At 52.0% G+C, this 23,516-nt stretch carries 26 protein-coding genes; 11 read left to right on the top strand and 15 right to left on the bottom strand.

All coding sequences use genetic code 11. The annotated features are described in order from the left end of the window. Positions 1 to 4 precede the first annotated feature (4 nt). The 4 genes from HMPREF1207_RS22820 (at position 5) to HMPREF1207_RS22805 (ending at position 2,182) form a co-directional block, all read left to right on the top strand. Complete coding sequence (locus tag HMPREF1207_RS22820; RefSeq protein ID WP_009675550.1) at positions 5 to 919, top strand: LysR family transcriptional regulator; 915 nt, start codon at positions 5 to 7, stop codon at positions 917 to 919. Between the two features lie 101 nt (positions 920 to 1,020). Beyond that, positions 1,021 to 1,281, top strand: coding sequence for a GlsB/YeaQ/YmgE family stress response membrane protein (locus HMPREF1207_RS22815; RefSeq protein WP_009675502.1), 261 nt, complete (start codon positions 1,021 to 1,023; stop codon positions 1,279 to 1,281). A 78-nt stretch (positions 1,282 to 1,359) separates the two neighbouring features. Next, entirely contained in the window at positions 1,360 to 1,725 is a 366-nt protein-coding gene (locus HMPREF1207_RS22810) for a YtxH domain-containing protein (protein ID WP_009675571.1), read from the top strand. Positions 1,726 to 1,852: 127 nt separating this feature from the next. After that, positions 1,853 to 2,182 carry a DUF5665 domain-containing protein gene (locus tag HMPREF1207_RS22805; protein ID WP_016423999.1) on the top strand — a complete coding sequence of 110 codons (330 nt, stop codon included), beginning with the start codon at positions 1,853 to 1,855 and terminating at the stop codon, positions 2,180 to 2,182. Positions 2,183 to 2,332: 150 nt separating this feature from the next. Here the strand turns inward: HMPREF1207_RS22805 and HMPREF1207_RS22800 are convergent, their stop codons facing one another. The 6 genes from HMPREF1207_RS22800 to HMPREF1207_RS22775 form a co-directional block, all read right to left on the bottom strand. Continuing rightward, entirely contained in the window at positions 2,333 to 2,647 is a 315-nt protein-coding gene (locus HMPREF1207_RS22800; RefSeq protein ID WP_009675559.1) for a hypothetical protein, read from the bottom strand. Positions 2,648 to 2,794: 147 nt separating this feature from the next. Next, positions 2,795 to 3,736 (bottom strand): magnesium transporter CorA family protein, encoded by a 942-nt coding sequence (locus HMPREF1207_RS22795; protein WP_009675634.1) that lies wholly within the window; start codon positions 3,734 to 3,736, stop codon positions 2,795 to 2,797. Positions 3,737 to 3,829: 93 nt separating this feature from the next. Further along, a complete protein-coding gene (locus HMPREF1207_RS22790) occupies positions 3,830 to 4,609 on the bottom strand; it encodes a sigma-70 family RNA polymerase sigma factor (RefSeq protein WP_009675528.1) in 780 nt (259 codons plus the stop codon). After that, positions 4,606 to 5,055, bottom strand: a complete 450-nt coding sequence (gene rsbW / locus HMPREF1207_RS22785) for an anti-sigma B factor RsbW (RefSeq protein ID WP_009675644.1) — start codon at positions 5,053 to 5,055, stop codon at positions 4,606 to 4,608. The genes HMPREF1207_RS22790 and rsbW overlap by 4 nt, the downstream gene beginning before the upstream one ends. Positions 5,056 to 5,075: 20 nt before the next feature. After that, positions 5,076 to 5,411: an STAS domain-containing protein gene (locus HMPREF1207_RS22780; protein ID WP_009675595.1), complete on the bottom strand. Its 336-nt coding sequence runs from the start codon at positions 5,409 to 5,411 to the stop codon at positions 5,076 to 5,078. A gap of 146 nt (positions 5,412 to 5,557) precedes the next feature. Continuing rightward, positions 5,558 to 6,016 carry a DUF948 domain-containing protein gene (locus tag HMPREF1207_RS22775; protein WP_009675468.1) on the bottom strand — a complete coding sequence of 153 codons (459 nt, stop codon included), beginning with the start codon at positions 6,014 to 6,016 and terminating at the stop codon, positions 5,558 to 5,560. 194 nt (positions 6,017 to 6,210) lie between these two features. Between HMPREF1207_RS22775 and HMPREF1207_RS22770 the strand changes: the two genes are divergently transcribed. After that, entirely contained in the window at positions 6,211 to 6,672 is a 462-nt protein-coding gene (locus tag HMPREF1207_RS22770) for a Dps family protein (protein ID WP_009675558.1), read from the top strand. Between the two features lie 40 nt (positions 6,673 to 6,712). Next, positions 6,713 to 6,871: a hypothetical protein gene (locus HMPREF1207_RS29960; RefSeq protein WP_009675476.1), complete on the top strand. Its 159-nt coding sequence runs from the start codon at positions 6,713 to 6,715 to the stop codon at positions 6,869 to 6,871. A gap of 210 nt (positions 6,872 to 7,081) precedes the next feature. Here HMPREF1207_RS29960 and HMPREF1207_RS30610 read toward each other — a convergent pair whose 3' ends face one another. The 8 genes from HMPREF1207_RS30610 to HMPREF1207_RS22735 all read right to left on the bottom strand — a co-directional run bounded on the left by HMPREF1207_RS30610 (position 7,082) and on the right by HMPREF1207_RS22735 (position 16,933). Then, positions 7,082 to 7,210, bottom strand: coding sequence for a hypothetical protein (locus tag HMPREF1207_RS30610; protein WP_009675525.1), 129 nt, complete (start codon positions 7,208 to 7,210; stop codon positions 7,082 to 7,084). A 56-nt stretch (positions 7,211 to 7,266) separates the two neighbouring features. Continuing rightward, a complete protein-coding gene (locus tag HMPREF1207_RS22765) occupies positions 7,267 to 7,902 on the bottom strand; it encodes a hypothetical protein (protein ID WP_009675493.1) in 636 nt (211 codons plus the stop codon). A 57-nt stretch (positions 7,903 to 7,959) separates the two neighbouring features. Continuing rightward, a complete protein-coding gene (locus tag HMPREF1207_RS22760; RefSeq protein WP_009675478.1) occupies positions 7,960 to 8,352 on the bottom strand; it encodes a general stress protein in 393 nt (130 codons plus the stop codon). 13 nt (positions 8,353 to 8,365) lie between these two features. After that, a complete protein-coding gene (locus HMPREF1207_RS22755) occupies positions 8,366 to 9,547 on the bottom strand; it encodes a glucose-1-phosphate adenylyltransferase (RefSeq protein ID WP_009675566.1) in 1,182 nt (393 codons plus the stop codon). A gap of 334 nt (positions 9,548 to 9,881) precedes the next feature. Beyond that, complete coding sequence (locus tag HMPREF1207_RS22750) at positions 9,882 to 11,066, bottom strand: ATP-binding protein (protein ID WP_009675520.1); 1,185 nt, start codon at positions 11,064 to 11,066, stop codon at positions 9,882 to 9,884. 46 nt (positions 11,067 to 11,112) lie between these two features. Then, positions 11,113 to 11,982 (bottom strand): CheR family methyltransferase, encoded by an 870-nt coding sequence (locus tag HMPREF1207_RS22745; RefSeq protein WP_009675636.1) that lies wholly within the window; start codon positions 11,980 to 11,982, stop codon positions 11,113 to 11,115. A gap of 83 nt (positions 11,983 to 12,065) precedes the next feature. Next, a complete protein-coding gene (locus tag HMPREF1207_RS22740) occupies positions 12,066 to 15,743 on the bottom strand; it encodes a response regulator (protein ID WP_009675584.1) in 3,678 nt (1,225 codons plus the stop codon). 50 nt (positions 15,744 to 15,793) lie between these two features. Then, positions 15,794 to 16,933, bottom strand: coding sequence for a fused response regulator/phosphatase (locus HMPREF1207_RS22735; RefSeq protein ID WP_009675576.1), 1,140 nt, complete (start codon positions 16,931 to 16,933; stop codon positions 15,794 to 15,796). A 456-nt stretch (positions 16,934 to 17,389) separates the two neighbouring features. On the opposite strand from HMPREF1207_RS22735, the gene HMPREF1207_RS22730 reads away from it, so the two are divergent. Beyond that, positions 17,390 to 17,827 (top strand): general stress protein, encoded by a 438-nt coding sequence (locus HMPREF1207_RS22730; protein ID WP_009675603.1) that lies wholly within the window; start codon positions 17,390 to 17,392, stop codon positions 17,825 to 17,827. Between the two features lie 104 nt (positions 17,828 to 17,931). Next, entirely contained in the window at positions 17,932 to 18,096 is a 165-nt protein-coding gene (locus HMPREF1207_RS28920; protein ID WP_009675547.1) for a DUF1328 domain-containing protein, read from the top strand. A 100-nt stretch (positions 18,097 to 18,196) separates the two neighbouring features. On the opposite strand, the gene HMPREF1207_RS22720 is transcribed toward HMPREF1207_RS28920, so the two are convergent. Then, positions 18,197 to 19,012, bottom strand: a complete 816-nt coding sequence (locus HMPREF1207_RS22720) for a carbon-nitrogen family hydrolase (protein WP_009675614.1) — start codon at positions 19,010 to 19,012, stop codon at positions 18,197 to 18,199. A 212-nt stretch (positions 19,013 to 19,224) separates the two neighbouring features. Between HMPREF1207_RS22720 and HMPREF1207_RS22715 the strand changes: the two genes are divergently transcribed. From HMPREF1207_RS22715 to proB, 3 genes are all read left to right on the top strand, one after another. Continuing rightward, the gene (locus HMPREF1207_RS22715; protein WP_009675497.1) at positions 19,225 to 20,508 is read left to right on the top strand and encodes a glycosyl hydrolase family 28-related protein; all 1,284 of its coding nucleotides are present in this window, start codon (positions 19,225 to 19,227) and stop codon (positions 20,506 to 20,508) included. A gap of 113 nt (positions 20,509 to 20,621) precedes the next feature. Next, on the top strand, positions 20,622 to 21,878 hold the full coding sequence (locus HMPREF1207_RS22710; protein ID WP_009675540.1) for a pyridoxal phosphate-dependent aminotransferase: 1,257 nt from the start codon (positions 20,622 to 20,624) through the stop codon (positions 21,876 to 21,878). Positions 21,879 to 22,377: 499 nt separating this feature from the next. After that, complete coding sequence (gene proB, locus HMPREF1207_RS22705; protein WP_009675506.1) at positions 22,378 to 23,502, top strand: glutamate 5-kinase; 1,125 nt, start codon at positions 22,378 to 22,380, stop codon at positions 23,500 to 23,502. Positions 23,503 to 23,516 lie beyond the last annotated feature (14 nt).

The following is a 23,516-nucleotide window of genomic DNA, read 5'->3' as shown; positions in this document are numbered from 1 at the left end:
TCACATGGAACTTCGCCAACTGCAATATGCCGTACAAATCGCCCTGGAGCGCAACTTCTCACGGGCGGCCGAAAAGCTTCATATCGCCCAGCCTTCGCTCAGCCAGCAGTTATCCAAGCTTGAACGCGAAATCGGCGTTCTGCTTTTCCAGCGCAGCACCAACTCGGTAGAGCTGACCCACGCCGGTTCTATTTTTGTAGATAAAGCCCAGGCCATTCTCGATTCGCTCGAGCAGTTGAAGCAGGAGATGGAAGATATCTCCCAGATGAAGAAGGGCAAGCTCGTTGTCGGAAGCATGCCGATCACCGGTTCTACGATCATGCCCTATGTGCTGCCCGTCTTCCAGGCCGCCTACCCGGATATCGAGGTCGTTCTCGTCGAGGAGACTTCCGCCAATCTGGAGAAACTGACGACCAGCGGCCAGACGGACATTTCCCTTCTTTCTCTCCCCTTGCAGGAAGATTCGCTCGTCTACTCCCCCCTGCTTGAAGAAGAAATCGTCATCGCCTTCCCCCCAAGCCATCCTCTTGCCAAGCGGCACATGGAAAACGGGGAACCTGTCACGATCTCCGAGCTGGAAAACGAAGCGTTCATCTCGCTCAAGAAAGGCCAGGGGTTCCGGAAAATCAACGTCGCCCTGTGTCAGGAAGCCGGCTTCACCCCGAATATCGTCTTCGAGAGTTCCAATATGGAGACGGTCCAGTCTCTTGTCGCCGCCGGAATGGGCATCGCCTTCGTACCTTATCTGATCGCCAAAAGAACCCGCAGCGAGCTGTCTCCCGTTCACCTTCCGCTCCGGAATCATCCCTCCCGGACGCTGGTTATCGCCCACAGGCGGGGGCGTTACCTGTCGAAGGCGGCGGACGCCTTTATCGAGACGATTCAGGCGGTCATGAAGGATCAAGGCAGCTTCGAATAAGCGGACAAGCGGAATTTGTTCAAGCTCCATTTGTTTCATCTCGTTCCCTGCCGGGTAGAAAAAAGTACGGCAGAATCAACAAGATAAAGGGGAGTGGAACTATGATAGGCTTCATTATTACCATTATAATGGCCGTAGTCATCGGCATTATCGGCGACGCGATCGTCAGAAGCAATATGCCGGGAGGCATACTCGGATCCATGCTGGCCGGTTTTGTCGGAGCGTGGCTCGGTTCTTTGCTTCTCGGCAGTTGGGGTCCCGAAATCGGCGGCTTCTCTGTCATTCCGGCTATTATCGGAGCGGCGTTATTCGTTTTCCTGATCGGTCTTGCCAGCCGCGCTTTTCACCGCACCAATGCTTAACCCGCGGAAACACTTCACATTTCTATAAATGTATCTTGTGTTTTAAAAAAATGATTTCAGGTAAAGGAGATGGATCATATGTCTAACGAATCCAAAGGTAATGGTGTATTGCTTGGTACTCTGGTAGGTGCAGGTGTAGGCGCGATCACCGCCCTTCTTCTTGCCCCTAAAACAGGCCGTGAAATGAGGGAAGACCTCTCGGTTAAATATTCCGAATGGATGGCGAAAGGTCAAGAACTTGCATCCGACGCCAAAACGAAAGTTGCGGATGTTGCCAGCCGCGTGAACGAACAGACCAGCAATCTGGTTGACCGTTCGAAAGATCTGGTCAGCAGCGCAGCGAATTCCACGAACCGCGCTCTCGACAATGTGAAAGAAATGAAAGAAGAGCGTACGGACCAGATGCTGAACAGCATGGACCCGTCCAATAAACCGATGAACTAAACCGCTTCGGGAACACCCTATTGGAATTGTTCCGAGCATCGGCAGCCAGCTTCTCTGCGGAGAGCTGGCTGTTTTGGCGAAAGCCGCCCGGGAGCCGTTCAAACTGACTGAAAGAGGTGCATTCCGTATGAGACATTCTTCTCCCCCCCGTGAGCGCAGAGTCCCTGGAGAGGTACCGATTCCTTCCCAGGAACCGAGCCGGAAGGAATTGGCGCTGGAACGCCTTGCTACCATCCTGGAACGCTCCGAGTATAAAGATGTGATCGAAAATTATCTCAATCCGCGCAAACGGATTATTACGAATTTCACTGCCGGCCTGGCCAGAGGCTTAGGGCTGACGATCGGTACGACGGTTGTAGTCGCTCTGCTCGGCTGGATTGTTTCCCAGTTCCTATCCATGCCGATCATCGGAGAATTTATCGCGAAGCTCGTATCCTACGTGGATATGTATAAATAAAACGAAGACTGCCAAGCCGGCTATCGGCTCAGGGCGGTCTTTTTATTTACGGCTATATCGTATAGGAGGCACCCCTTCCGTCTTCCTTTTATATCCTACAAAAAACAGCCCGGAAGCAGATGGCTCTGCCCCGGACTGTCGTTATTTTTATTACGCAAAGAGTGCATTCACTTGTTCCCTCTGCATCTCTTCGTTCAGAATTTTGCTGACCGGAATCGGATGTTTATCCGGCTTTACCAGGAAAGTCTCCTGCAGGTAGAACCCGTTTTCTTTCGCCTTGGCGTAGGTTTCACAAAAATGATCGGCTGCACGGACCGCACGGTAGAATTCTGAATACGTTTCCAAAATATTCCCATTGCCAAGCGGGTTCGTACTAGCACGTATACAAAGCTGATAAGTTGCTCCGTCAACTTCACGAACCAGAATCTCGCTGCCTTCACAGTCGATCGTATATTTGACTGTCATAAGACTCACCGCCTTCATTATAGTGGGAATTCATTTTAATTGGGTATGGTTATTATTTACCCATGTTCCCCTCTACTTGAAACGATTTCTTCCGACAATCGCCCGTCATCCAAAATGCCGGATTCGCCCCTAACGGGGCACGGCCGTTTATTTCAGATTGGAATTTTTACTTTTCCCTTTGATAATATCGCCCGTCCAGCCCTTCCAATGCAGCCAGCCAAGGACGACGATCGGCAAAGCCACAATGAGCCCGAGAGCCAGATAATAGCCAGCCGTCCACTTCAGCTCCGGCATATTCTCGAAGTTCATGCCCCATATCCCCGCCAGCATCGTAGGCGGCGCAAATACGGCCGTAAAGACCGTCAAGGTCTTCGTAATCTCATTCCCCCGGTAGTTCGCAATACTCGTATCCAGCGCCAGCAGAGCCTCTACCTCTTCCGTATACAGCTTCAGCCGCGTCATAATCCTCTCGATTTTGATGCACATTCTGCGGTGTTCCAATCCTTCTTCCATATTCTCGACAAACAGCTCTTTGGTCGTCATCATCGTGTCTTTGAGCGGACGCACCCATTTAGTCATATCGAGCAGCTCGTGCCGGCGGTCAAGAATGCGGTCCAGCAGCTTGGAATTGTTTCTTTTTCTCATATGCTCCCCGACCTGGCGCATTCTTTTCTCATAATCCGTCAGAACATGGAGCAGCCGCTCCGCAATATAGCCCAGGATAACGAAAAGACCTTCAAGCGCATTCTTGGCATTCAATGCCTGTTCCCGGATCAAGTCCGGATCGAAGGGAGCCAACAGCTCTTCTTTGAAATTAATCGTAACCAGATGATCCTCGTTGACTAGGAAATGAAAGATCGGAGTGCCTTCCCGGCATTCGGAGTCAAAATCGTAATAGAAAGCTCCCTCCAGCAACTCACTTCCTTTATTACGATATAAACGGGCCTCGAACGGTTCCGCTGCGGCCTGTTTCACGAGCGGCTTCAAGTCTTCGGGCAGCTTATCGATCGCTACATTGAGATCTCCGTCCTTATCATGCAGGTCGTGCCAAACCCAATTCGATGAAGATTCCAGCTCTTTATCTTCCATGTGCACCCTTCCTTTACCGGTATGATGTCATTAAAAAAGAACACGCTGTAACAACGTGTTCTTTTCTGCAGGTTCTATTGCTGCATGAACGAGTCAAGCTCCTTCGCCCGGCTTGTTCTTCTCGAAATATTTGCGCAGCTTATCCAGCGCCCTGCGCTGAATACGGGATACGCTCATTTGAGAAACGCCAAGATCCTGGGCGATGGTTCTTTGCGAATATCCATCCACGTAAGCCAGCATCAGGACTTTCTGCTCCTCAGGCTTGAGGTGGCTCAGCGCCTCCTGCAAATCGAGTTTATTGTCGACATTGAGATACTCATCCACTTGAGTACCCAGTACATCGCCAATCGTCGACCCGTTCTCTTCCGTTGAAAGCGGCATGTCCAAGGACACATAATGATAGCATTCACGTCCGGCCAAAATTTCAATCGTTTCCTCGACAGTCAGATTCAGCTCTTCCGCAATCTCATTCACATTGGGAGATCGCTCCAGCCGCATCGTCAGATGATCGATCGCCTGCTGGATCTGAAATCCTTTTTCTTTAATCCGTCTCGGAACCTGAATATACCAGGACTTGTCACGAAGATAATTCTTCATGTGGCCGATAATGCTCTTCATCATATAAGCATCAAACTGCACACCGTGAGAAGGGTCAAACTGCTTAAACAGCTTCAACAGGGAGATTTGCCCGATTTGGATCAGATCTTCATACAGATCCGGACGGTTGCGGGACATCTTCGCTGCGGCCATTTTCACAGTAGACTCGTATTGAATAAGCAAAGAGGTAGCGATATCATTGCATTCGGTTTCCTGATACTGTCGAATCAGATCATGGATATGCTCCATCTCTTTCCTCTCGGATTGTAATTTCATACCATTTCCTCACTTTTGCTGACCAGCTTCGTTAAGATTACAACAGTCCCATGATCCCCTTTCACCTCTACATCGTCCATCAGGGCTTGCATGAGATATAATCCGAGGCCGCCGCTGCTCACTTCATCGAGTGATTTGTTGTGCAAAGAGTCGGCGGAACCCACTTTCGTGACATGGTCAAAGCTGAGACCCTGATCCTGCACGATAATTTTAATGCCGCCGTCCACCTCTTCGAAATGAACTTCCATTTTGCCGCCCTGGCCCGGCTCGTAAGCGTGAACCACAACGTTGTTGCAAGCCTCTGAAACGGCGACTTTCATATCTTCGATATCTTCATAAGAGAAACCCATCTTGGAGCTGATTCCATAGAGCGTCAAACGGACGAGATCGATGTATTCAGCTTCAGCAGGCAGCGTTAAACTCACATTACGATTTTTGGATTCCATAGACCCTTTTCTTTCCTTTCTTAGTTCACAGTATTCGCTACAGCCGACAAAAACGGTGTCAACCCCGTAAGGTCAAACAGCTTCTGGACCTTGGGAGGGATATTCTCAACCGCAAAAGGCGCTTTTAAAGCGTGACGGGTTTTGATAATCGTAAGGATAACTCCGATTCCCGTGCTGTCGATGTATGTCAGTTCTTTAAGATTGAGAATTAGTTTGCGTCCCACATCTTGCACAAACGGGTCCACGTTTGTATTAAACTCGGATGCCTTGGAAAGATCCAGCTCCCCGATCAAAGAAATGATGTTATCATCATCTGTAATTTGTTTTTCCATTCTGAATTTGTTCTCTTGCACCATTTATTTGTCCTCCTTAGTCAATGACCCACCATTTATAATTGCTGCACATACTACTTACTTTACCCGCCCTAATTCCAAGTGAAACAACTTTTTATCTTTCTTGTTTTTACCAGCCCGCTTAGGGCTATTCTTTGTAAGAAGCCGTCTTACTTGACGGCTACGCTTTTGCTGTTCGTCGTGCGGCTCTGCTTCAATCTCTTCCACATATCGACCGCTACCGGAACCAGAGGCGCGATTCGGTTCACGATGCTTTTCGGAGAGTTCAGCTCTTTCTCCACTTTGTTTCTCATTGTATTCGTTACGGTAGCCGAGGTTTGGCGCACGGAAGTCGTAATCTCGCTTACCACATCCCCGACATTTTTAATGGTATAAAAGGTTTTGTCGAGCGCATGCAGCTTGTTGCGTACGTCCAGGCTAACCTCATTGGTATGACGAAGCAGTTCGTTTGCTTCCTGGCTTACCACCGTCACCTGCTGCTGAACTTGCTGAATGGTCTGGTTGGTCTGGGCAACGAGATCGGTCACCGACCGGAGTGTCTTCACCAGAAAAACGACGAGCACCACAAAGGCAATTGCAATAACCGCTAAGCTAATTTGCCATATCATAAGCTATCCCCTCCCTTATACGTGAACCCTGCTCATGAACCTGCCGAATCGACCGGCTTATCTCAGTTTTACCACCTGCCGGGCACTTTGAAACACCGGATTTCCCGCTATAATTTGCCTTGTTTCGCCGGGGGTAGCTGCGGGTAATGAGCTTGTAGACACGACTATTCAGAGTTAAAGGGAGGAAATAAACAATGGCTAAAACATCTACAGCTAAAGAAAAACAAACCGTAACTTTACTTAATAAGCAAGTGGCAAACTGGGGTGTCATGTACGTCAAGCTGCATCAGTTCCATTGGTACCTCAAAGGCCCTTCGTTCTTCGTTCTCCATGTAAAATTCGAAGAGCTCTATAAAGAAGCCGATCTTTACCTCGACACGATTGCCGAACGTATCCTCGGACTTCAGGGAAGCCCGCTTTCCACAACGAAAGAATTCCAAACGAATTCTTCTATCAAAGAAGTTTCTCCGGAGCGCAATGCCGGCCAAATGGTAGAAGCGCTGATCCAGGACTTCCGCACCATTACGGAAGAATCCAAGGAAGCGATCGAAACCGCCGAGAACGAAGGCGACCACGGTACGGCGGATATGCTGACTGAAATCTGCACCAACCTTGAAAAACACATCTGGATGCTGGAGTCTTACATAAACGATTAAGACTACCGCAATTGATCTGGTGAAGGAAGGAGGATTACCCATGGATCAAGACAAGAATGTCGACATCGAGCAGAGGCACATTGAGAAAAGATCGGATTCTAGCGCCGTCGCTTCAACTTTTATCAAATATGCGGCCTATCTCATCATTTTCTTTGGTTTCCTTTACTTCCTCGTTAAATATGTATTCCCTAAATTTTAATAGATCTCCTTCAATCAGCCTTCTTGCAAGGCTGATTTTTTGTGTCTCGTTACACGGGCTCTCTCTTCGCCGTTCAGGTATCCGACTTACCGTCATGCGACGCTGCATCACGCCGGAGCTGTACGAAGAGCGATGCGGGCGTGATAACTCTCTCCTCTCTTAATCAGGAGTAGCTGTAGAGACATCTTGATGACATGAAGAGTCTTACGCCTACTCCGGACGGGCTTCAATGCCTTTTACTTCTCCCGTTCCTGTCGCCGCCAGCTGCTGCGTTATCTGGTCCGGCAGCAGATCGAGCTTAATCCAGTCAGGAAAATCGGCTCCAAATGGACATAACAAAAAAGCCCGCTTGGCGCGGGCCTGTTTCTACTACTTGGTTTTCGATTAGTGAACCCTTATTCCGTAACGCTGGAGAAGAAATGAACCGATTTTAACTGACCGCTGTCAGGGTCTACGAACAATTTCAGCGCTTGATTGTCCTGCGTAAAGACCAGGCCGTCCTCGGCCACCCAGTAGGGCTCTCCCAGCGTCTTTTCGAGCGCTTGTAAATTATTCGCCACCGGCTTGCCGTCGATATTAATCTGTTTGTGATCCGGGGTAACTTCTACATATTCAATCCCATATTCACCTACGGCAACGCTGCAATCCGGATACTCAAGAATTTTCGTTTCACCGAAAAATTCATCCTTCCGGATGGATTTCGGCTCTCCCTTCCGCTTCACAATCGTATTCACATCGTCGGATAGAGAGATACCGTTTACGCGTTCCAGTTTGATGGAGCCGGACGCCTCTGCAGGCGTTTCTTCGGCCGGAACCACCGCCGGCTTTGCCGTCACCGTACCGTTAGCGTTAACCGTCTTGTATCCCGCTGTCTCCGTAATGGCGCCTCCAGCGCCAAGAACCAAAGGAGGTGCTGCCTTAGAAATGAGTCCGTCATCCGCACCTGCGGACGCAGGCACCTCAAGTCCATGAGCGCCGCTGAAAAGCAGCGCACCGCCAAGCAGCGCCATCGTCAGTGATTTCTTGTTCATCTGGAGTCCCTCCTAAGACGTATTGGGGTCATGAGCGGCTAAGGGATGATTACAGAGTTATTGGCCCGCGGCAGAAGCTTCAATCGGTTGATCCGCATAACTGGCATCATAGGCATAAACAAACTGGCTGGGAACCGCCACGACCACAATGCGCCCCCGTGAAATTTCTTCTTCATAATAAGGAATCGCACTTCCCGCCAGCCCCAGCGAGATGAGCTTGGAGCGCATCGCCCTGCCGCTGCCGCGGAAAATAGTCGCCATCGTATAGGCCATTTGCTCTGCGGAGAAGCCGATACGGCTTGTATAACGCGGTCTCAGCATTTCCTCCGTGTCTACCGCTTCATCGGACAGCACGTGAATGCAGTGCGGTTCGCACCCGGCGGTTTGAAGCTGACGAATGACATCGCGGATTTCCTTCTCGCTGTCGACGACAATAATGGAATGATTCACCTGAATATCCCCCTTAACCGATTCGCTGCTCGAGACGAGGCAGGTAAATTTTCGGAGCTTTGTCGTTGATCTTGTACAGCACCTCATGATCTCCGACCACACTAATCGTTTGGGCATCCGTCTTGCCTACCGTTACACCGTCGCACAATACGCTTCCCTCGCCGATAATGGCTTTATGGAGCTTTACGTTGTTCCCTATCCGGACATTCGGCATGATCACGCAGTCCGTCAGAACGCTGCCTTTTCCTATGTAAACTCCATGAGAGATTACCGAGTTCTGAACTTGACCGTACACGGCGCAGTTCTCGCTGATCAGGGAACGGTCCACTTTGGCCGTACGGTCGACGTGCGGCTTTACGTTGGCAATCTGGGCCGTATACATCGGCCATTCCAGCTCGCTCATCAGCGGAGAACCGTTCAGCAGGTCCATCTGTGCCTGCCAGAGGCTGTCGATGGTGCCGACATCTTTCCAATAGCCCTCATAGGAGAAGGAATGAACGCGAACACCTTCCTCGACCATCATCGGGATGACATCCTTACCGAAATCATGGGAAGAATCCGCAGACATATCGTCGCGCTCCAGCACTTTCTTCAGGAAATCCCAGTTGAATACATAAATTCCCATCGAAGCCAGATTGCTCTTCGGCTGTGCCGGCTTCTCTTCAAACTCCACAATGCGGCCTTCCTCGTCCGTGTTCATAATTCCGAAGCGGCTCGCTTCGTCCCAGCCTACCGGCTTAACCGCGATTGTCGCGACCGAACCGAGCTTTTGATGCTGTTCGATCATTTTGCTGTAATCCATTTGGTAAATGTGGTCGCCCGAAAGCACCAGTACATATTCCGGATCGTGCTTTTCGATAAAATGGCGGTTCTGATAAACCGCGTTAGCCGTTCCCGTAAATTCGTTGCCGATTACATGCTCCTGGTTCGAGCAAAGCACTTCGACGCATCCTTTGTCTGTTTCACTGAGCCAAGCTTCACCTGTTCCGATGTGCTGATGAAGGGATTCCGGTTTGTATTGGGTGACAACACCGATCGTGTCGACGCCGGAGTTGCGGCAATTGCTGAGCGCGTAATCGATCATGCGATAGCGGCCCGCGAAATGGACCGCCGGTTTCGCCGTATTTTGGGTCAGGGCGCCCAGTCGGCGACCTTCACCTCCCGCTAGTAATATAGCTACACTCTGTTTTCTCATCTCTGTCACCTGATCCTTTCGTAGTTGTCTATTTTGTCTATAAGAAAGAGTTCTTGTTTATATCGTCCAAGTAAAACTTGTCTACCTTTAAATACCCCGTGCGGACAATTCATAATCAACTTAATTTGATTTGTTCGCTTTTATTTGCACAATCTGTAAAACTATTGCTGTCATGGGGGTCAGCCCGTTGTAGGACGCTTCTCTCTAATTCCCACCCGCCTCTATATCTCGGTAATACCAGTTCTTACACCGCCCCCATCCCTTTGAAACCATAAAAAAAAACAACAAAAAAAGCCCCGCAAACCGCATTCTGCGCGTGTTTACGAAGCTTTTATCAAGGGCGGAGTTCTTCCGCCTGTATGGTAAAAACAAATTCGGTGCCTTGGCCCTCTTGTGAATAGACTTCTATTTTGCCCGACATGAGTTCCACAAGATTTTGGCAAATGACAAGCCCTAAGCCGGTTCCTCCGTATTTCCGCGTCATCGAGGAATCCACCTGTGTAAAAGGCTGGAACAGGCGGTTTCTTTTCTCGACCGGAATTCCGATCCCCGTATCGCGGACCCGGAATTGAAGAATCATCCGGCTGCCGTTCCCGGTTTTTCCCAGATTCGTCACTTTAACCTTAATGCCGCCCGTTTCCGTGAATTTAACCGCGTTGCCGATCAGATTAATGAGTACCTGACGAAGCTTCAGCTCATCCCCGATGAGATGGGTCGGAACATTCTCAGCAAGTTCCCGTTCCAGTTTGAGGTCTTTCTTGCGGCATTCGCCGTAGAACAGATCCATCGTTTCTTCCATGCAGACGTCCAGATCGAACGGCTCGGTGTTCATCTCCATTTTGGAAGATTCGAGTTTGGTGAAATCGAGAATCTGATTGATAATATGCAGCAGCGCGGCACCGCTTCTTGAAATGGTGTCGGCGTATTCCCGCTGTTCATCCGAAAGCTCCGTTTCCAGGAGCAGATCGGTCATCGCCATAACCCCGTTCATGGGCGTGCGGATTTCATGGCTCATCAGCGCAAGAAACTCGGATTTGGCCCGGTTGGCGGATTCCGCCGCTTCTTTGGCCGTCAGCAGTTCCTGTGTCCGCATATTCAGCAGCTCCGACTGGTGCTGGAGCTTTTTCTGAACGAGATACAGGTTCACGAAGCCTTCGATCTTGGCTTTCAGCGTGTGAGGCACGAACGGTTTAACGATATAATCAATGGCACCGACGGAATAAGCCGCGAAGACATGCTCCTTCTCATGGGAAGCCGCTGTAATGAAAATAATCGGGATATCCTTCGATTTCTCCCGTGATTTGATCCAACGGGCCGTCTCGAAACCGTCCATGCCCGGCATCTGAACGTCCAGAACAATCACAGCGAAATCGTCGTGCAATAAACATCGAAGGGCCTCTTCACCCGAGCCCGCTTTTACCAGATGGTAGTTCTCTTCCGCAAGAACGGCTTCAAGCGCCAGCAAATTCTCGGGCTGATCGTCTACCATCAGTATTTTAATCGGTTCATCCAAGTTCACTTCGAGAAACCCCTTCCTCCAACTCGTCTCCTCATCTTATGCAGCGTCACTGCACCTTGCGGTAAATTTTGTCGGCTGTACTGACGGCTTCGTAAGCGGACGCGTGCTTGGTGAAAGTGATCGTTTCTTTATCGCCCAAAATCAGAAAACCGGACGGTCCCAGGCTTTCGTATATGAGTGTATGCACCTGGTTCTGGAGCTGCGTATTGAAATAAATCAATACATTCCGGCACAAAATCACATGGAACTCGTTAAACGAACGATCCGTAACCAGGTTATGCTGGGCAAAAACAATATTATCACGCAAAAAGGAATGAAGCGTAACGGAATCCTTCGAAGCCGTATAGTACTTCGAGAAAGCTTCCTTGCCTCCGGACTGCAGGTAGTTTCTCGTATAGTCTTTCATGTTGCGCAGCGGATAGATTCCTTTCTCCGCCTTTTTAAGCACATCCTCGTTTATATCCGTCGCATAAATCCGGGTGCGGTCGTAGAGCCCCTCTTCGTGCAGCAGGATCGCCATCGAGTAAACTTCCTCTCCGGTGGCGCAGCCCGCATGCCAGATGCGAATCGCCGGATACTGGCGGAGCAGGGGGACCACCTTCTGGCGGAAGGTGAGGAACACCTCGGGATCGCGGAACATCTCGGTGACGTGAATCACCAGGTCCGACAGCAGGCGCTCCAGGCACTCCCGGTCATGCAGAACTCTCTCCTGCAGACCGGAGACGGTCGTCAGCTTCTCTGCCAGAATACGGTGCCAGATCCTGCGCCGGATAGACGGGTACGAATAATTGCGGAAGTCATATCCGTAAATGCGGTAAATACCCTCAAGCAACAGACTGATCTCGATGCGTTCATGCTCGGCCTGCAGGCCGGAAAAAGTGGGCAGTTGATCTATAGGGTGAAAATTCGAATCCAATTGTCTCTCTCCTTCTCCTCCGAGTCGATCCTGTGGCACGTCTTAGATGTTTCTCATCAGAGGGTTCGCATTTGCTCCTTCTCTTACTTAAACAACCAAACGCGAATTAGAGACATTAACTGATCATTATTTATCGGTTTTGTTATATAATCCGACGCGCCGGCCTGTATACACTTCTCCCGGTCATCCCGCATGGCCTTCGCGGTCAGGGCGATAATCGGCAGATTATCGAATTGCGGCATGCTGCGGATCTCTTTCATGGCTTGATAACCGTCCATTTCCGGCATCATGATATCCATCAGAACGAGATCAAGATCCGGTTCCTTTTCAAGAATGGATAAAGCCTGGCGTCCGGTTTCCGCAAACAGCACCTTCATATTGTACCCTTCCAGCAGGTTGGAGAGCGCAAACACGTTGCGGATATCGTCATCGACGAGAAGTACCTTCTTGCCTGCAAACACCGCTTCGCTGCTGTGAAGACGCTGTAGAATCCGTTTCTTCTCCTCAGGCAGGGTTTCTTCCACCCGGTGCAGGAACAGCGCCGTTTCGTCAAGCAGCCGTTCCGGCGATTTCACGTTCTTGATGATGATGGACTCCGCGTATTTCTTAAGTCTCATCTCGTCTTTCTTATCGTATTCTTTTTCGGTGTAAATAACAATCGGCAGACGGCGAAGCTCTTCCTCGGCTTTGATCCGCTCCAGCAGATCGAATGCGGACTGATCCGCCAAGCCGATATCGAGAACCATGCAGTCGAAATGCCGCTCTCTGAGTTTCACGATCGCTTCATCCGCCGTTGTCGCCACTTCGATAAGGACATCGTCGTGGCGGATAAGCTCGATCAGATTGTTCATCTGGACGGGATCATCCTCTACAAGCAGGAGCTTTCGCAGATTTTGATCGATGAACCCTTCCAGCTCAATAAAGGCTTGCTCCAGCACATCCTTGCTGGAAGGCTTGCGCATATAGGCTATCGCGCCCATAGAGAGCCCCTGGTGCACTTCGTCGACGACCGACATCACGTGTACCGGGATATGCCGGGTCTCGGCATTGTTCTTGAGCTGGACGAGAATCGACCAGCCGTCGACGATCGGCAGCTGGATATCCAGGATGATGCCGTCCGGTTTATACTCTTTCGCCATCTGCAGCCCGATATCCCCCTGCATCGCAACCAGAGCCTTAAATCCACGGCTGCGGGCCATGTCGACGAGCACGTTCATAAAGTGCACATCGTCTTCCACGATCAGCAGCACTTTATCGTTCTCGGTGATGCTGCCCCGGTCGTCCTCCACCTCGCGCTGGACGGACTTCGGAGCCGATTTAACCGGCACGGGCGCAGGTGCGGGAAGCTGCGGTACTGCAGATGCGCCCGGAAGCGGCAGGGCCTGCTGCTCCTGTCCCGCGGCAGCCGCCTCGGCCGATCCTCCTACGCGCTCGGAATACTGCCGGTGCGGGATGAACAGCGTGAACGTGCTGCCTTCCCCTTCCCGGCTGCAGATTTCGATCGTACCTCCGAGGAGGCTCGCGAGCTGCTTGGAAATGGACAGCCCGAGTCCCGTTCCGCCGAATTGCCGGCTCGTCGTCCCGTCGGCCTGCTGGAACGCTTCGAAGATAATCTGCTGCTTCTCTTCGGCAATCCCGATTCCCGTATCCTTGACGGAGAAAGCAATTTGCGGCTCTCCCTCCTTGACGGGATAGACATGCAAATGTACGGAGCCCTGGGACGTGAATTTAAAGGCGTTGGACAACAGGTTCCGCAGAATCTGCTCCAGCCGCATGCAGTCCGTATAGAGCATGCGCGGAACGCCGTTGTCGATCGTAATTTCAAAGCCCAGCGCCTTCTTGCGCGCAACTTGTTCAAACGAACGCTGGATCGTTTCCATGATATCCGGCACGAGAACATACTCGGCCTGAACCTCCACTTTCCCGGCTTCTACCTTCGAGAGATCGAGGACATCATTGATCAATTTGAGCAGATCGGAGCCGGAAGAGTGAATCGTCTCCGCATATTCCACCTGCTTGTCGTACAGGTTGCCGTCTTTATTCTCCGCAAGCATCTGCGAAAGAATAAGCATACTGTTAAGAGGTGTACGCAGTTCATGCGACATATTGGCCAAAAATTCGGATTTGTATTTCGAAGCCATGGCCAGCTCGAACGCCTGCTTTTCGAGCGCTTCCTTGGCTTCCTCGATCTGGCGGTTAGCCAGCTCCGTCTCTTGAACCTGGATCTGGAGCTGCTTCGTTTTGCGGAGCAGCTCTTCGTTATTCTGCTCCAGCTCTTCCTGCTGGGACTGCAGCAGCTCTTCGGACGCTTTCAGCGCCTTCGTCTGCTCCTCCAGCTTCTCATTGGAGGTGCGCAGCTCTTCCTGCTGGGAAATGAGCTCTTCGGACTGGCTTTGCAGTTCCTCCGTCAATGCCTGCGACATGCGGAGGAGCTCCTCGACCCGTTCGCGGGAACGGATCCGTCCGATGGAGACTGCGAGATTCTCCGTCAGCTGCTCCAGCAGGTCCAGTTCTTTCTCGCTGAGCATTTTCAATCCCGCAAATTCAACGACCGCTCCGATTTCTTCCTCGGATACGACCGGCTCGACAACGAGATATTTCGCGTCCAGCTGCCCGAAGGAGGAATGGATAGTCAAATACTTATCCACTTCGTCCTGGACCATAATCCGCCGGCCGTCGGCAGCCGCCTGGCCGACAAGACCCTGACCGAGCGCGAATTCGGGAAGAAGATTGCCCTCGGGGTCCTTATCGAAAGCGTAAGCCGAGGACAGAACGAGCCTCGTCCTCATGCCCTCCCGCTCCAACAGATATACCGCTCCGAACGTGGCGCCGATCATGCGGGACGCTTCCGAAATAAAGCTGTTCGTCAGGTCGTGCATATTGGTCTGATCCTGCAGCAGCATGCTCATGTTCGCTACATTCGATTTCAGCCATGCCTGGTCTTCATTCAGCTTATTGAAGGTCCGTTCGTTGTGCATCAGTTCTTCCAGGTCGTCGGCCATCGTATTAAAGACATCGGCAACTTTGCCGAACTCGTCGGTCGTCGTCACCTCGACGCGGTAACCCGGATCGAACCGGCCGTTGCCGAAACCTTTGATCATGCCGGTCAGCAGGGCGAGCCCGCGGGACAAGCTGCGCATGATCCAGTACATGATCCCGAGGCCGATGATCAGAGCGGCAACCGTCAGCACAATCGTCAAGAGCAGCGTTTTGCTGTTGGAAGCTTTAAATTCGTTAATCCCTTTTTGTACGTTATCGTCCAGATATTGCGTTAAGTGATCCACGCTTTCCGTTACCTGGTCCTGATAAGTCACGCCGATATCGGTTCTCAGTTTGTTTGCTTCCGCTACCTTGCCGTTTTCGTAAAGCTCGATCGCCTGATTCAGATAGGTCATAAAATTTTCGGTGCTTTTGACCGTCTCATAGGTAAGCTGCTTCTCCACATCCGAATTGGCGGATTTTTGGAGAGCGGTCACCCCTTCTTTCAGCTTCTCTTTGTAAGTGTTCGCTTTAGCCAGATTTTCTTTGGCCCCCAGTTGATTGGGGTCTGAGTTAAGCAGCAGATTCGCCATATATTTAGCGATTGTATTGACGTCCGAACGGGCCGTGTAGGCCATCCGTGTCTTGTTAAATCGGTTGACAAACGCGCTATCGAGGCTCTCGTCGATACTGCTTATCCGAGTCGTCCCGATTCCAGCCAGCACGAACATCAAGATAAACAAAAGCCCGAAACCCGCCATGAGCTTTGTCGATATTTTCATAAAAGACTTCCCTCTCCCCTTTATAACTGTCTCTAGCAACCGGCCCTTTCTCAGGGAATATCGATCCAGATCAGACAAATATCATCCATATGATTGTTTTGGACTTCTTCGTCCAGCAGTTCGTCCACTACCGCGTGAAGCCCCATATCCCCTTTTTGCTGAACAGCCGTGATAAGCCGCGTCGGCAGCTCCGTGTCGGCCTCTTCTATTTCCTCGAGAAGTCCGTCGGTATAAAGCAGAATCCGCGATTTTCCCGTGTAAGTGATCCGACCGGGCTTGATATCCATTTCCTCGAAAAATCCGACCGCACAGGTTCCGTTCGTAAGTGGGACCGCCTCCCCGCTGTCGTTCATAAGAAAGCCCGGCGGGTGACCGGCATTTACGTAGTCGATGGTTTTGTTCTTCGTATCTACCAGCATATAAATCGCCGTGAAATAATAGTTCAAATGATTCTGGTCGTTATGCAGCCGGTTCATATACCGGTTCAGTTCGGCAATTACAAGCTCCGGCGTCACAAATTTGGTAATCGTATCCCGGAGGACCGAAGAGATAAACATGCAGACAAGCGACGAAGAAATGCCGTGTCCCATAATGTCGAGCAGCATAACCCCGTAACGGTCTTCATCGATGGGATACCAGTTGTACAAATCTCCCGCGAGCTCATAAGAAGGGTTATAGTACGCTTCAATCCGGATTTTCTCGGTTTCGATCGGCAGGCTGAGTACGCTGCTTTGAACGTTTTTGGCCAATTGCAGCTCGGAACGGATCCGATTGTCGTTCTCTTTGTGCCAGTCTTTCTCGTATTTGAGCCGCAGGGCGGATTTAATCCGGGCTACCAGCTCGATTTTGTTGATAGGCTTGGTTACGTAATCGATCGCTCCCGCTTCCAGAGCCTCCGCCAGTTTAATGGAATCCCCCATGGCCGTGATGATAATAATCGGAATGTCTTTCAGTTCCTCGATCTGCTGCAATTTTTTGCAGGCTTCGATCCCGTCGATTTCCGGCATCATCAGGTCCATCAAAATTAAATCGATTTGTAAATCCGAGGAACTCGGATTGTCGATCTTCAGCATTTCAAACAGTTCCATAGCAGAAGAAGCGCGGTGCATATTGGAGTAGCCCGCGCTTTTCAATATTTTTTCGATCACAATAAGATTGACCGGATTATCGTCTACAATCATGATGCTCATTCCATGTTCTCCTTTTATAGTGGAATTCTTCTGTCTGTGATTCCTTGATCTACTTGGGAGTATTTTGTAACCAAAGCCGTCAGCGTCCATTTTCTTTCCGCACTATCGGATAAAGCCGAAACGCGTCGGTCTGGGGGAATAAATCTACTACCGCACACTTTGTTTGCCGTCGGTATCGCCGGAGATTTGCCGTGCGCCTGAAAACAAAGGTAGCTGCACATCTATCCTATTATATAAAATATCCTATTTAAAAGTAACCCCGAAAACGACTCTTGAATCAGGAAAGATTTGATAGTTCATATACAGGCAAATTTGTCAATAGCTTTGTTTCAACGAAAAGGGGGGCGGTTAATAAGAGTCATGAACGACAGGCAAACAACCTGAACAACGAAGTCACCGCGGCAAAAGCCAGAAGACAAGAAAGCTGCGGCTTAAACGATAAGGAGGAGAATGAACATGGAAACCAAAGTGAGACTTGCAGCTAACGAAGAACAAGCCCTGCGCGAGGTAAAAAATTTGCAGGCGGAAGGCTTTAATCTCGATGAAATTTACGTAATGACGCACGATAACGACCGTACTGAAGGCGTGGCGGAAATGACGAACACGAATGAAGTCGGTGTAGCGGAAGAAGGCCTAATGACGGCAGCCGCCAACTTATTCCGTTCGAAAGGCGATAAGCTCCGCGCCAAAATGGAATCGCTCGGCCTGAGCTCTTCCGAAGCGGATACCTATGAGAAAGAGCTTGACCGCGGAAAAATCCTTGTGATCGCTTATGCGGACCGCGATGGTGACGGCTATCCTCACGACGGACGTCTTCGCGAAGATGAAACGACGCTCCCGCCTACGGGCATTTACATGAGCGGCCGCGATAACCAAAACAGCAATCTGTTCTAATCAAGGGATGCGGAATGCGGCCGCAAGCCACACCGTACAGCCATTAACGACATTCTCAACGACCGTACCAATAAAAAAGACTATCGCTTAAAGGAGGGTTTCTCATGTTAAAATGGGCTATGATTTTTCTGATCATCGCAATCGTAGCGGGTATTTTCGGATTCTTCGGAATCGTCAGCGCCGCTGCGGGTATCGCCAAAGTCCTTTTCTTCCTGTTCCTCGTCCTGTTCGTCATCACGCTGATAACAGGCCGAAGATCTTCCGTCTGACACCGGATTCCAGCTTTCATTCAACAACCGTCTCCCTTTAAAAGGGAACGATAAAAACGCAGTCCTTCAACTTGAAGGGCTGCGTTTTTTGGCGTTCGCTTTATTCGTAAACGGCAGGACGGCGGTCGGCGAATACGGGAATTTTACCGCGTACGGAGGCCACTTCGGCCAAATCGACTTCGGCGAAAATGATTTCTTCTTCTTCCCCGCCTTCGGCCAGCACCTGCCCCCAAGGATCAATCACCATGGAATGACCGAAGAATGAGGTTCCCTTGCTTTCTCCTACCCGGTTGCAGGAAACGACGATCATCTGATTCTCGATGGCGCGCGCCATCAGCAGTGTACGCCAGTGATGAAGCCGCGGATGCGGCCACTCGGCGGGCACGAAGAGCATCTGCGCCCCGTCCAGAGCGAGCTTGCGGGTAAGTTCGGGGAACCGGATGTCGTAACAGATGACGGCTGCGGCCGGAATCCCATCCAGATCGAAACTGCCTCTTTGATTGCCGGCGGCAAGGCTCAAATGCTCGTCCATCAGTTGGAACAGATGAATCTTGGAATATTCGAGGATTTCCTCCCCGTTCCGGTTAAAACCGTAGACGGTGTTTTTAACTTCCTCGCCCTTCTTCTCCGCTACGGAGCCTCCGATAATATGTACTCCATGCTCTTTGGCAAAAGAGCCGAGCATCTTCCGGGTTATACGGCCCTCCGGATCGGCAAGTTCATGAATCCGGTCCAGGGCGTAACCCGTGTTCCACATTTCGGGAAGCACGATAATATCCGGTTTTTGCGCTCCGCCGACCGCTTCCAGGAGAAGCTTCTCTACTTTTCGCCGGTTTACTTCCGGCTCCCCGATAGTAATATCCATCTGAATAAGCGCGAGACGGACTCTGTTCGGAAACGATTGCTGGTTATCCATTCGGGCACCTCCTAGTTTATTCTGCCGGGTACGTCAGTCTGCTTTTATGATAGAGGATCGCCCCCTATAGATCAATTCTTTTCTTCCTGCCCTGCTTAGGGCAAAAAGGGAACCGGACTCTCTTTCGTCAAACCAGCGGAAGGAAAATACTGGACCCGCGGCGAAGTTCATGTTCAACCATCCAATCAAGTTAGCGATAAGGAGAGATACCTATGAATTCGTCCCGACCTCTCAGCAGAAGAAAGCTGCTCGCCGCACTCGGCGCGGCTGGAGCCGTTATGGCTGCCGGTTCGCTTCCTTCCGCGGTCAAAGCGCGTGGAGCGGAAACGCTTATCCATAACGTAAAAGAATACGGCGCCCTGGGGCAGGGCTCCTATGGGGACACGGACTCCACCGGGATTCAGAGCGCCGTTCACGCGGCCGCCCAGACCGGCGGCATCGTCTACATACCCGTAGGCCGGTATATCCTGACCAAGCCCGTTCAACTGAAAAGCGGCATCCGGATTATGGGCGCGGGGATCAGTCAGACGACTCTGACAGCTGCCGCCGGCTGCGCCTTCACCTCCCTGCCGCCCGCATCGGATATTGAAATCGGCAGCCTCTCCTTCCACGGCGGCAGTGCGCCCGGAGCTGTCGCTTCACCTGTCGAAGACAGCATCATTTCTCTGCTGCAAGCGAGCCATGTCAGCATCACGGACTGCCGCTTTTTCACCTTGTCCAGTCCGATCTTGCTCCGAAACTGCCACGCGTGCCGGGTCGATCACTGCGACTTCGAGCTTATTCTGGGCAATATACCGGGTAAACCGCATTACGGCACCGGCATTTACTGCAGCGGAGGCGAAGGCCACACCTTTTTTCGCAATACCTTCAAGAGCGTAACGAACACAGCCGTGTATCTGGACGGAGGTTGTTCCCGGTCGGTGATCCAGTCCAATGACGTCACCTACATCGATCAGTACGCCTTCCTCGTCCAATCCGATCAGGCAGCCGAACCTGCCGCCCGGAATGATATTATTAACAACCGGATCACCAATCTGGATGCCGCCAAATCGGGGATAACCGCCATTCTGCTGAAACGCAATGTCTCCGGCTGTGCCGTTTCCCACAATGAGATCACCGGTCTCGACGGGGACGGCATCAGGTTAGAAGGCGATCAGGAGTCCGGCAAGCTCCAGCCCGCGGACCATACCCTCCAGGGCAATGTGCTCAAAGGAATCAAAGGAAACGGAGTCGTGATCAGCAACGCGGTTCGTACATCGGTTCACGGCGGAACGTTCCGCAACCTTGGCGCAAGCGGGATCCACATCGAATCGAGGGGAGAAACCGGTTCTCGCGAAACTGCGGCCGGCGGCAATCTGTTCAGCGGCTGCAAAACAGCCGGCATCCGGATTTCCGGCAAGAAAAGCACGGGCAGCCTGCTTTTCGGCAACGGAGGAACCGGCAACGGGCAGAACGTTCTCGACGAAGGAACGGGAACCGTTAAAGACAGCTTTTAAACGGACAATTCCGAGTGGTATACATCCTTTTGAAATCATGATAAAGTAGGGGTAAATTTAGGATCATACCGGGTCTATCCCTAACGGATCAGCATGATGGAGGCAGTAAAATCATGAACGAAAACCTACAAACCGGCCGTTCCCCGCAGCCGGATCATAGCCAGTCCCCTTTAACGAACGCGTCTGTAAGGCCTTTGCAGATCGAAGCGGCGAGCCGCATGGCAAGCCTGCCTTCGCAATTTTTTGCGGGACTTGTCAAAAAAGCGAATGCCCAAATCGCTCAGGGGCACGATGTTATCAATCTCGGTCAAGGGAATCCCGATCGCCCCACCCCTTCCCATATCGTAAAATCTCTTCAGGAATCCGCGGAGAACCCGCTGTACCACAAGTACCCGCCCTTCAGCGGATACGGCTTCCTGAAAGAAGCGATTGCCGCACGCTACCGGGAGGATTACGGCGTCACTCTGGACCCGGAGACCGAAGTCGCCATCCTCTTCGGCGGCAAAACCGGACTCGTCGAAATCAGCCAATGTCTGTTGAATCCGGGAGACGTCTGCCTCGTGCCGGACCCGGGATATCCCGATTACTGGTCGGGTGTAGCGCTTGCCGGCGCCGAAATGGCCTTCATGCCTTTGCGTGAAGACAACGCCTTCCTGCCGGATTACGGCTCGTTGTCCGAGAACGACGTACGCCGGGCCAAGCTTATGTTCATCAACTATCCGAACAATCCGACCGCTTCTACGGCTTCCGAAGCCTTCTACGACGAAACGATCGCTTTCGCCTCGAAGAACGGGATTGTCGTGGCCAGCGATTTCGCTTACGGCGCGATCGGATTCGACGGCAGCAGGCCCGTCAGTTTCCTCGAACGGCCGGGCGCCAAGGAAGTCGGCGTAGAGTTCTATACGCTTTCCAAAACCTACAACATGGCCGGGTGGAGAGTCGGGTTCGCGCTGGGCAACCCGGACATTATCCGCATCATCAATCTGATGCAGGATCATATGTATGTCTCCCTGTTTGGCGGGATACAAGCCGCTGCCGCCACTGCTTTAACCGCTCCCCAGGACTGCGTGCACGAGCTGAGAGCCGTCTACGAAAGCCGCCGCAATGCACTATTCGGCGCTCTGGACGAAATCGGCTGGGAAGCCAAGCCTTCACAGGGGTCCTTCTTCGCCTGGCTTCCCGTGCCCCGCAAATACAGTTCGGCTGAATTTGCCGATCTGCTGCTGAACGAAGCCAAAGTCGTCGTGGCGCCCGGCATCGGGTTCGGCACCCACGGAGAAGGGTACGTGCGTCTCGGACTGCTTACAGGCGAGGAACGCCTGCGAGAAGCCGTTCGGCGCATCGGCAACCTGCATCTGTTCGACAAGTAATCCGCCGAAGCGGATCGGGCTCTCCTTCCGGAGAGCCCTTCTTTACAACCGGCGGCACGCGTGCTATCCTAGTAAGAAAACATCGAACGTTGTGATGGGAATAGTAAGGATAACCCGCTTTGCTTCAGAGAAAAGCTCCCCGGCTGAAAGAGCTTTGCAGCAGTTTTCCCGAACCCGCCCCGGAACGGTCAGCGACGAGCTGAACAGACCCCTGCTGTTATCAGGGACAGAGATGGATGTGCATCTCGATTGGACCTTGTTTAGGTATGGCCCCTGTTCTCATACGGTGCCGGCAGGTCCGCTCAGACGGCGCATCAACCGAAGGTGGTACCGCGGAAGCCCAGGCTTTCGTCCTTACGAGGACGAGAGCCTTTTTTGCATTCTTCCGTCCAGCTGCTCCCTGCCATCCGGCCCGCGTTCTTTGAAGAAATTTAGGCAAGGCCAGAACCAATCGTATACTACACGGTCGTAAAGACCGTTTTCTTAAGGAAGTGAACATATGCAGCAGCGAATCGTTGTGAAAATAGGAAGCAGCTCGCTTACCTCAGATGCCGGAGGATTAAACCCGGCTCCTATCGCCTATTTTGCCGCCGAACTCGCCCGGCTTCAACAAAACGGCTTCGAAGTCGTCCTCGTGACATCGGGGGCCGTAGCGGCAGGCTTCTCTTTCCTCGGCTACAAATCGAGGCCGAAGCTGCTTCACGAGAAGCAGGCGGCCGCTTCCGTCGGTCAGGCGCTGCTCATGCGCGCTTATCAGGAAGCTTTTCACCAATACGGTATCGGCGCTGCCCAGATCCTGCTCACACGGGACGATTTCACCAGCCGCAAACGGGTTTCCAACGCGACCGCAACGATGGAAGAGCTGCTCCGCCGCGGCTTTATTCCGATTATCAACGAGAACGACACCGTGTCGGTCGATGAGATCAAATTCGGAGATAACGATACGTTGTCGGCTCTCGTAGCCAATCTGCTCAAAGCGGGTCAACTGATCATCATTACCGATACAGACGGCTTGTACACGGACGATCCCCGCAAAAACAAAGACGCGCGCCGGATCGAGCGTGTCGATGAAATCAGCGATGAGCTTTACCGGATCGCCGGCGGGTCCGGCAGCTCCGTAGGCACCGGCGGCATGCGCTCCAAAATCGAAGCGGCCCGCATCGCCATGCGCGGGGGTATTCCCGTCTTCGTCGGACGCGCCACGGAACCGCATGATCTGAGGCTGGCCGCGGAAGGGAACGGACGGGGAACGTATTTCTCCGCCGCCGACCATACGCTGTCCATCAAAAAGCAGTGGGTCGGGTTTCACTCCGTTCCCCAGGGAAAAGTAACCGTCGACCAAGGCGCGGAGAACGCTCTCCTGTCCGGCGGCAAAAGCCTTCTGCCTGCCGGCGTAACCGCCGTCGAAGGCGACTTTCACCCGGGCGACGTGATCGAGGTGTGCGGCGAAGACGGTTCCGTGATCGGACGCGGCGTTGCCAATTACGTGGCCTGGCAGCTCCAGGCCGTAATGGGACTCGGCACCGGGGAAATCCAGCGCAGAGTCGAGGTTCCCCGTATCGAGGTCATTCACAGGGACGAGTGGGTCACTCTTCAAGCTTACCGCGCTTCGCAAAATACGTGACACCTGCGGCGGCC

This window comes from Paenibacillus sp. HGH0039, assembly GCF_000411255.1.
Taxonomy (GTDB): domain Bacteria; phylum Bacillota; class Bacilli; order Paenibacillales; family NBRC-103111; genus Paenibacillus_F.
The sequence above is the reverse complement of the archived record's forward strand: the minus strand, read 5'-3'. Positions and strand labels throughout refer to the sequence as shown.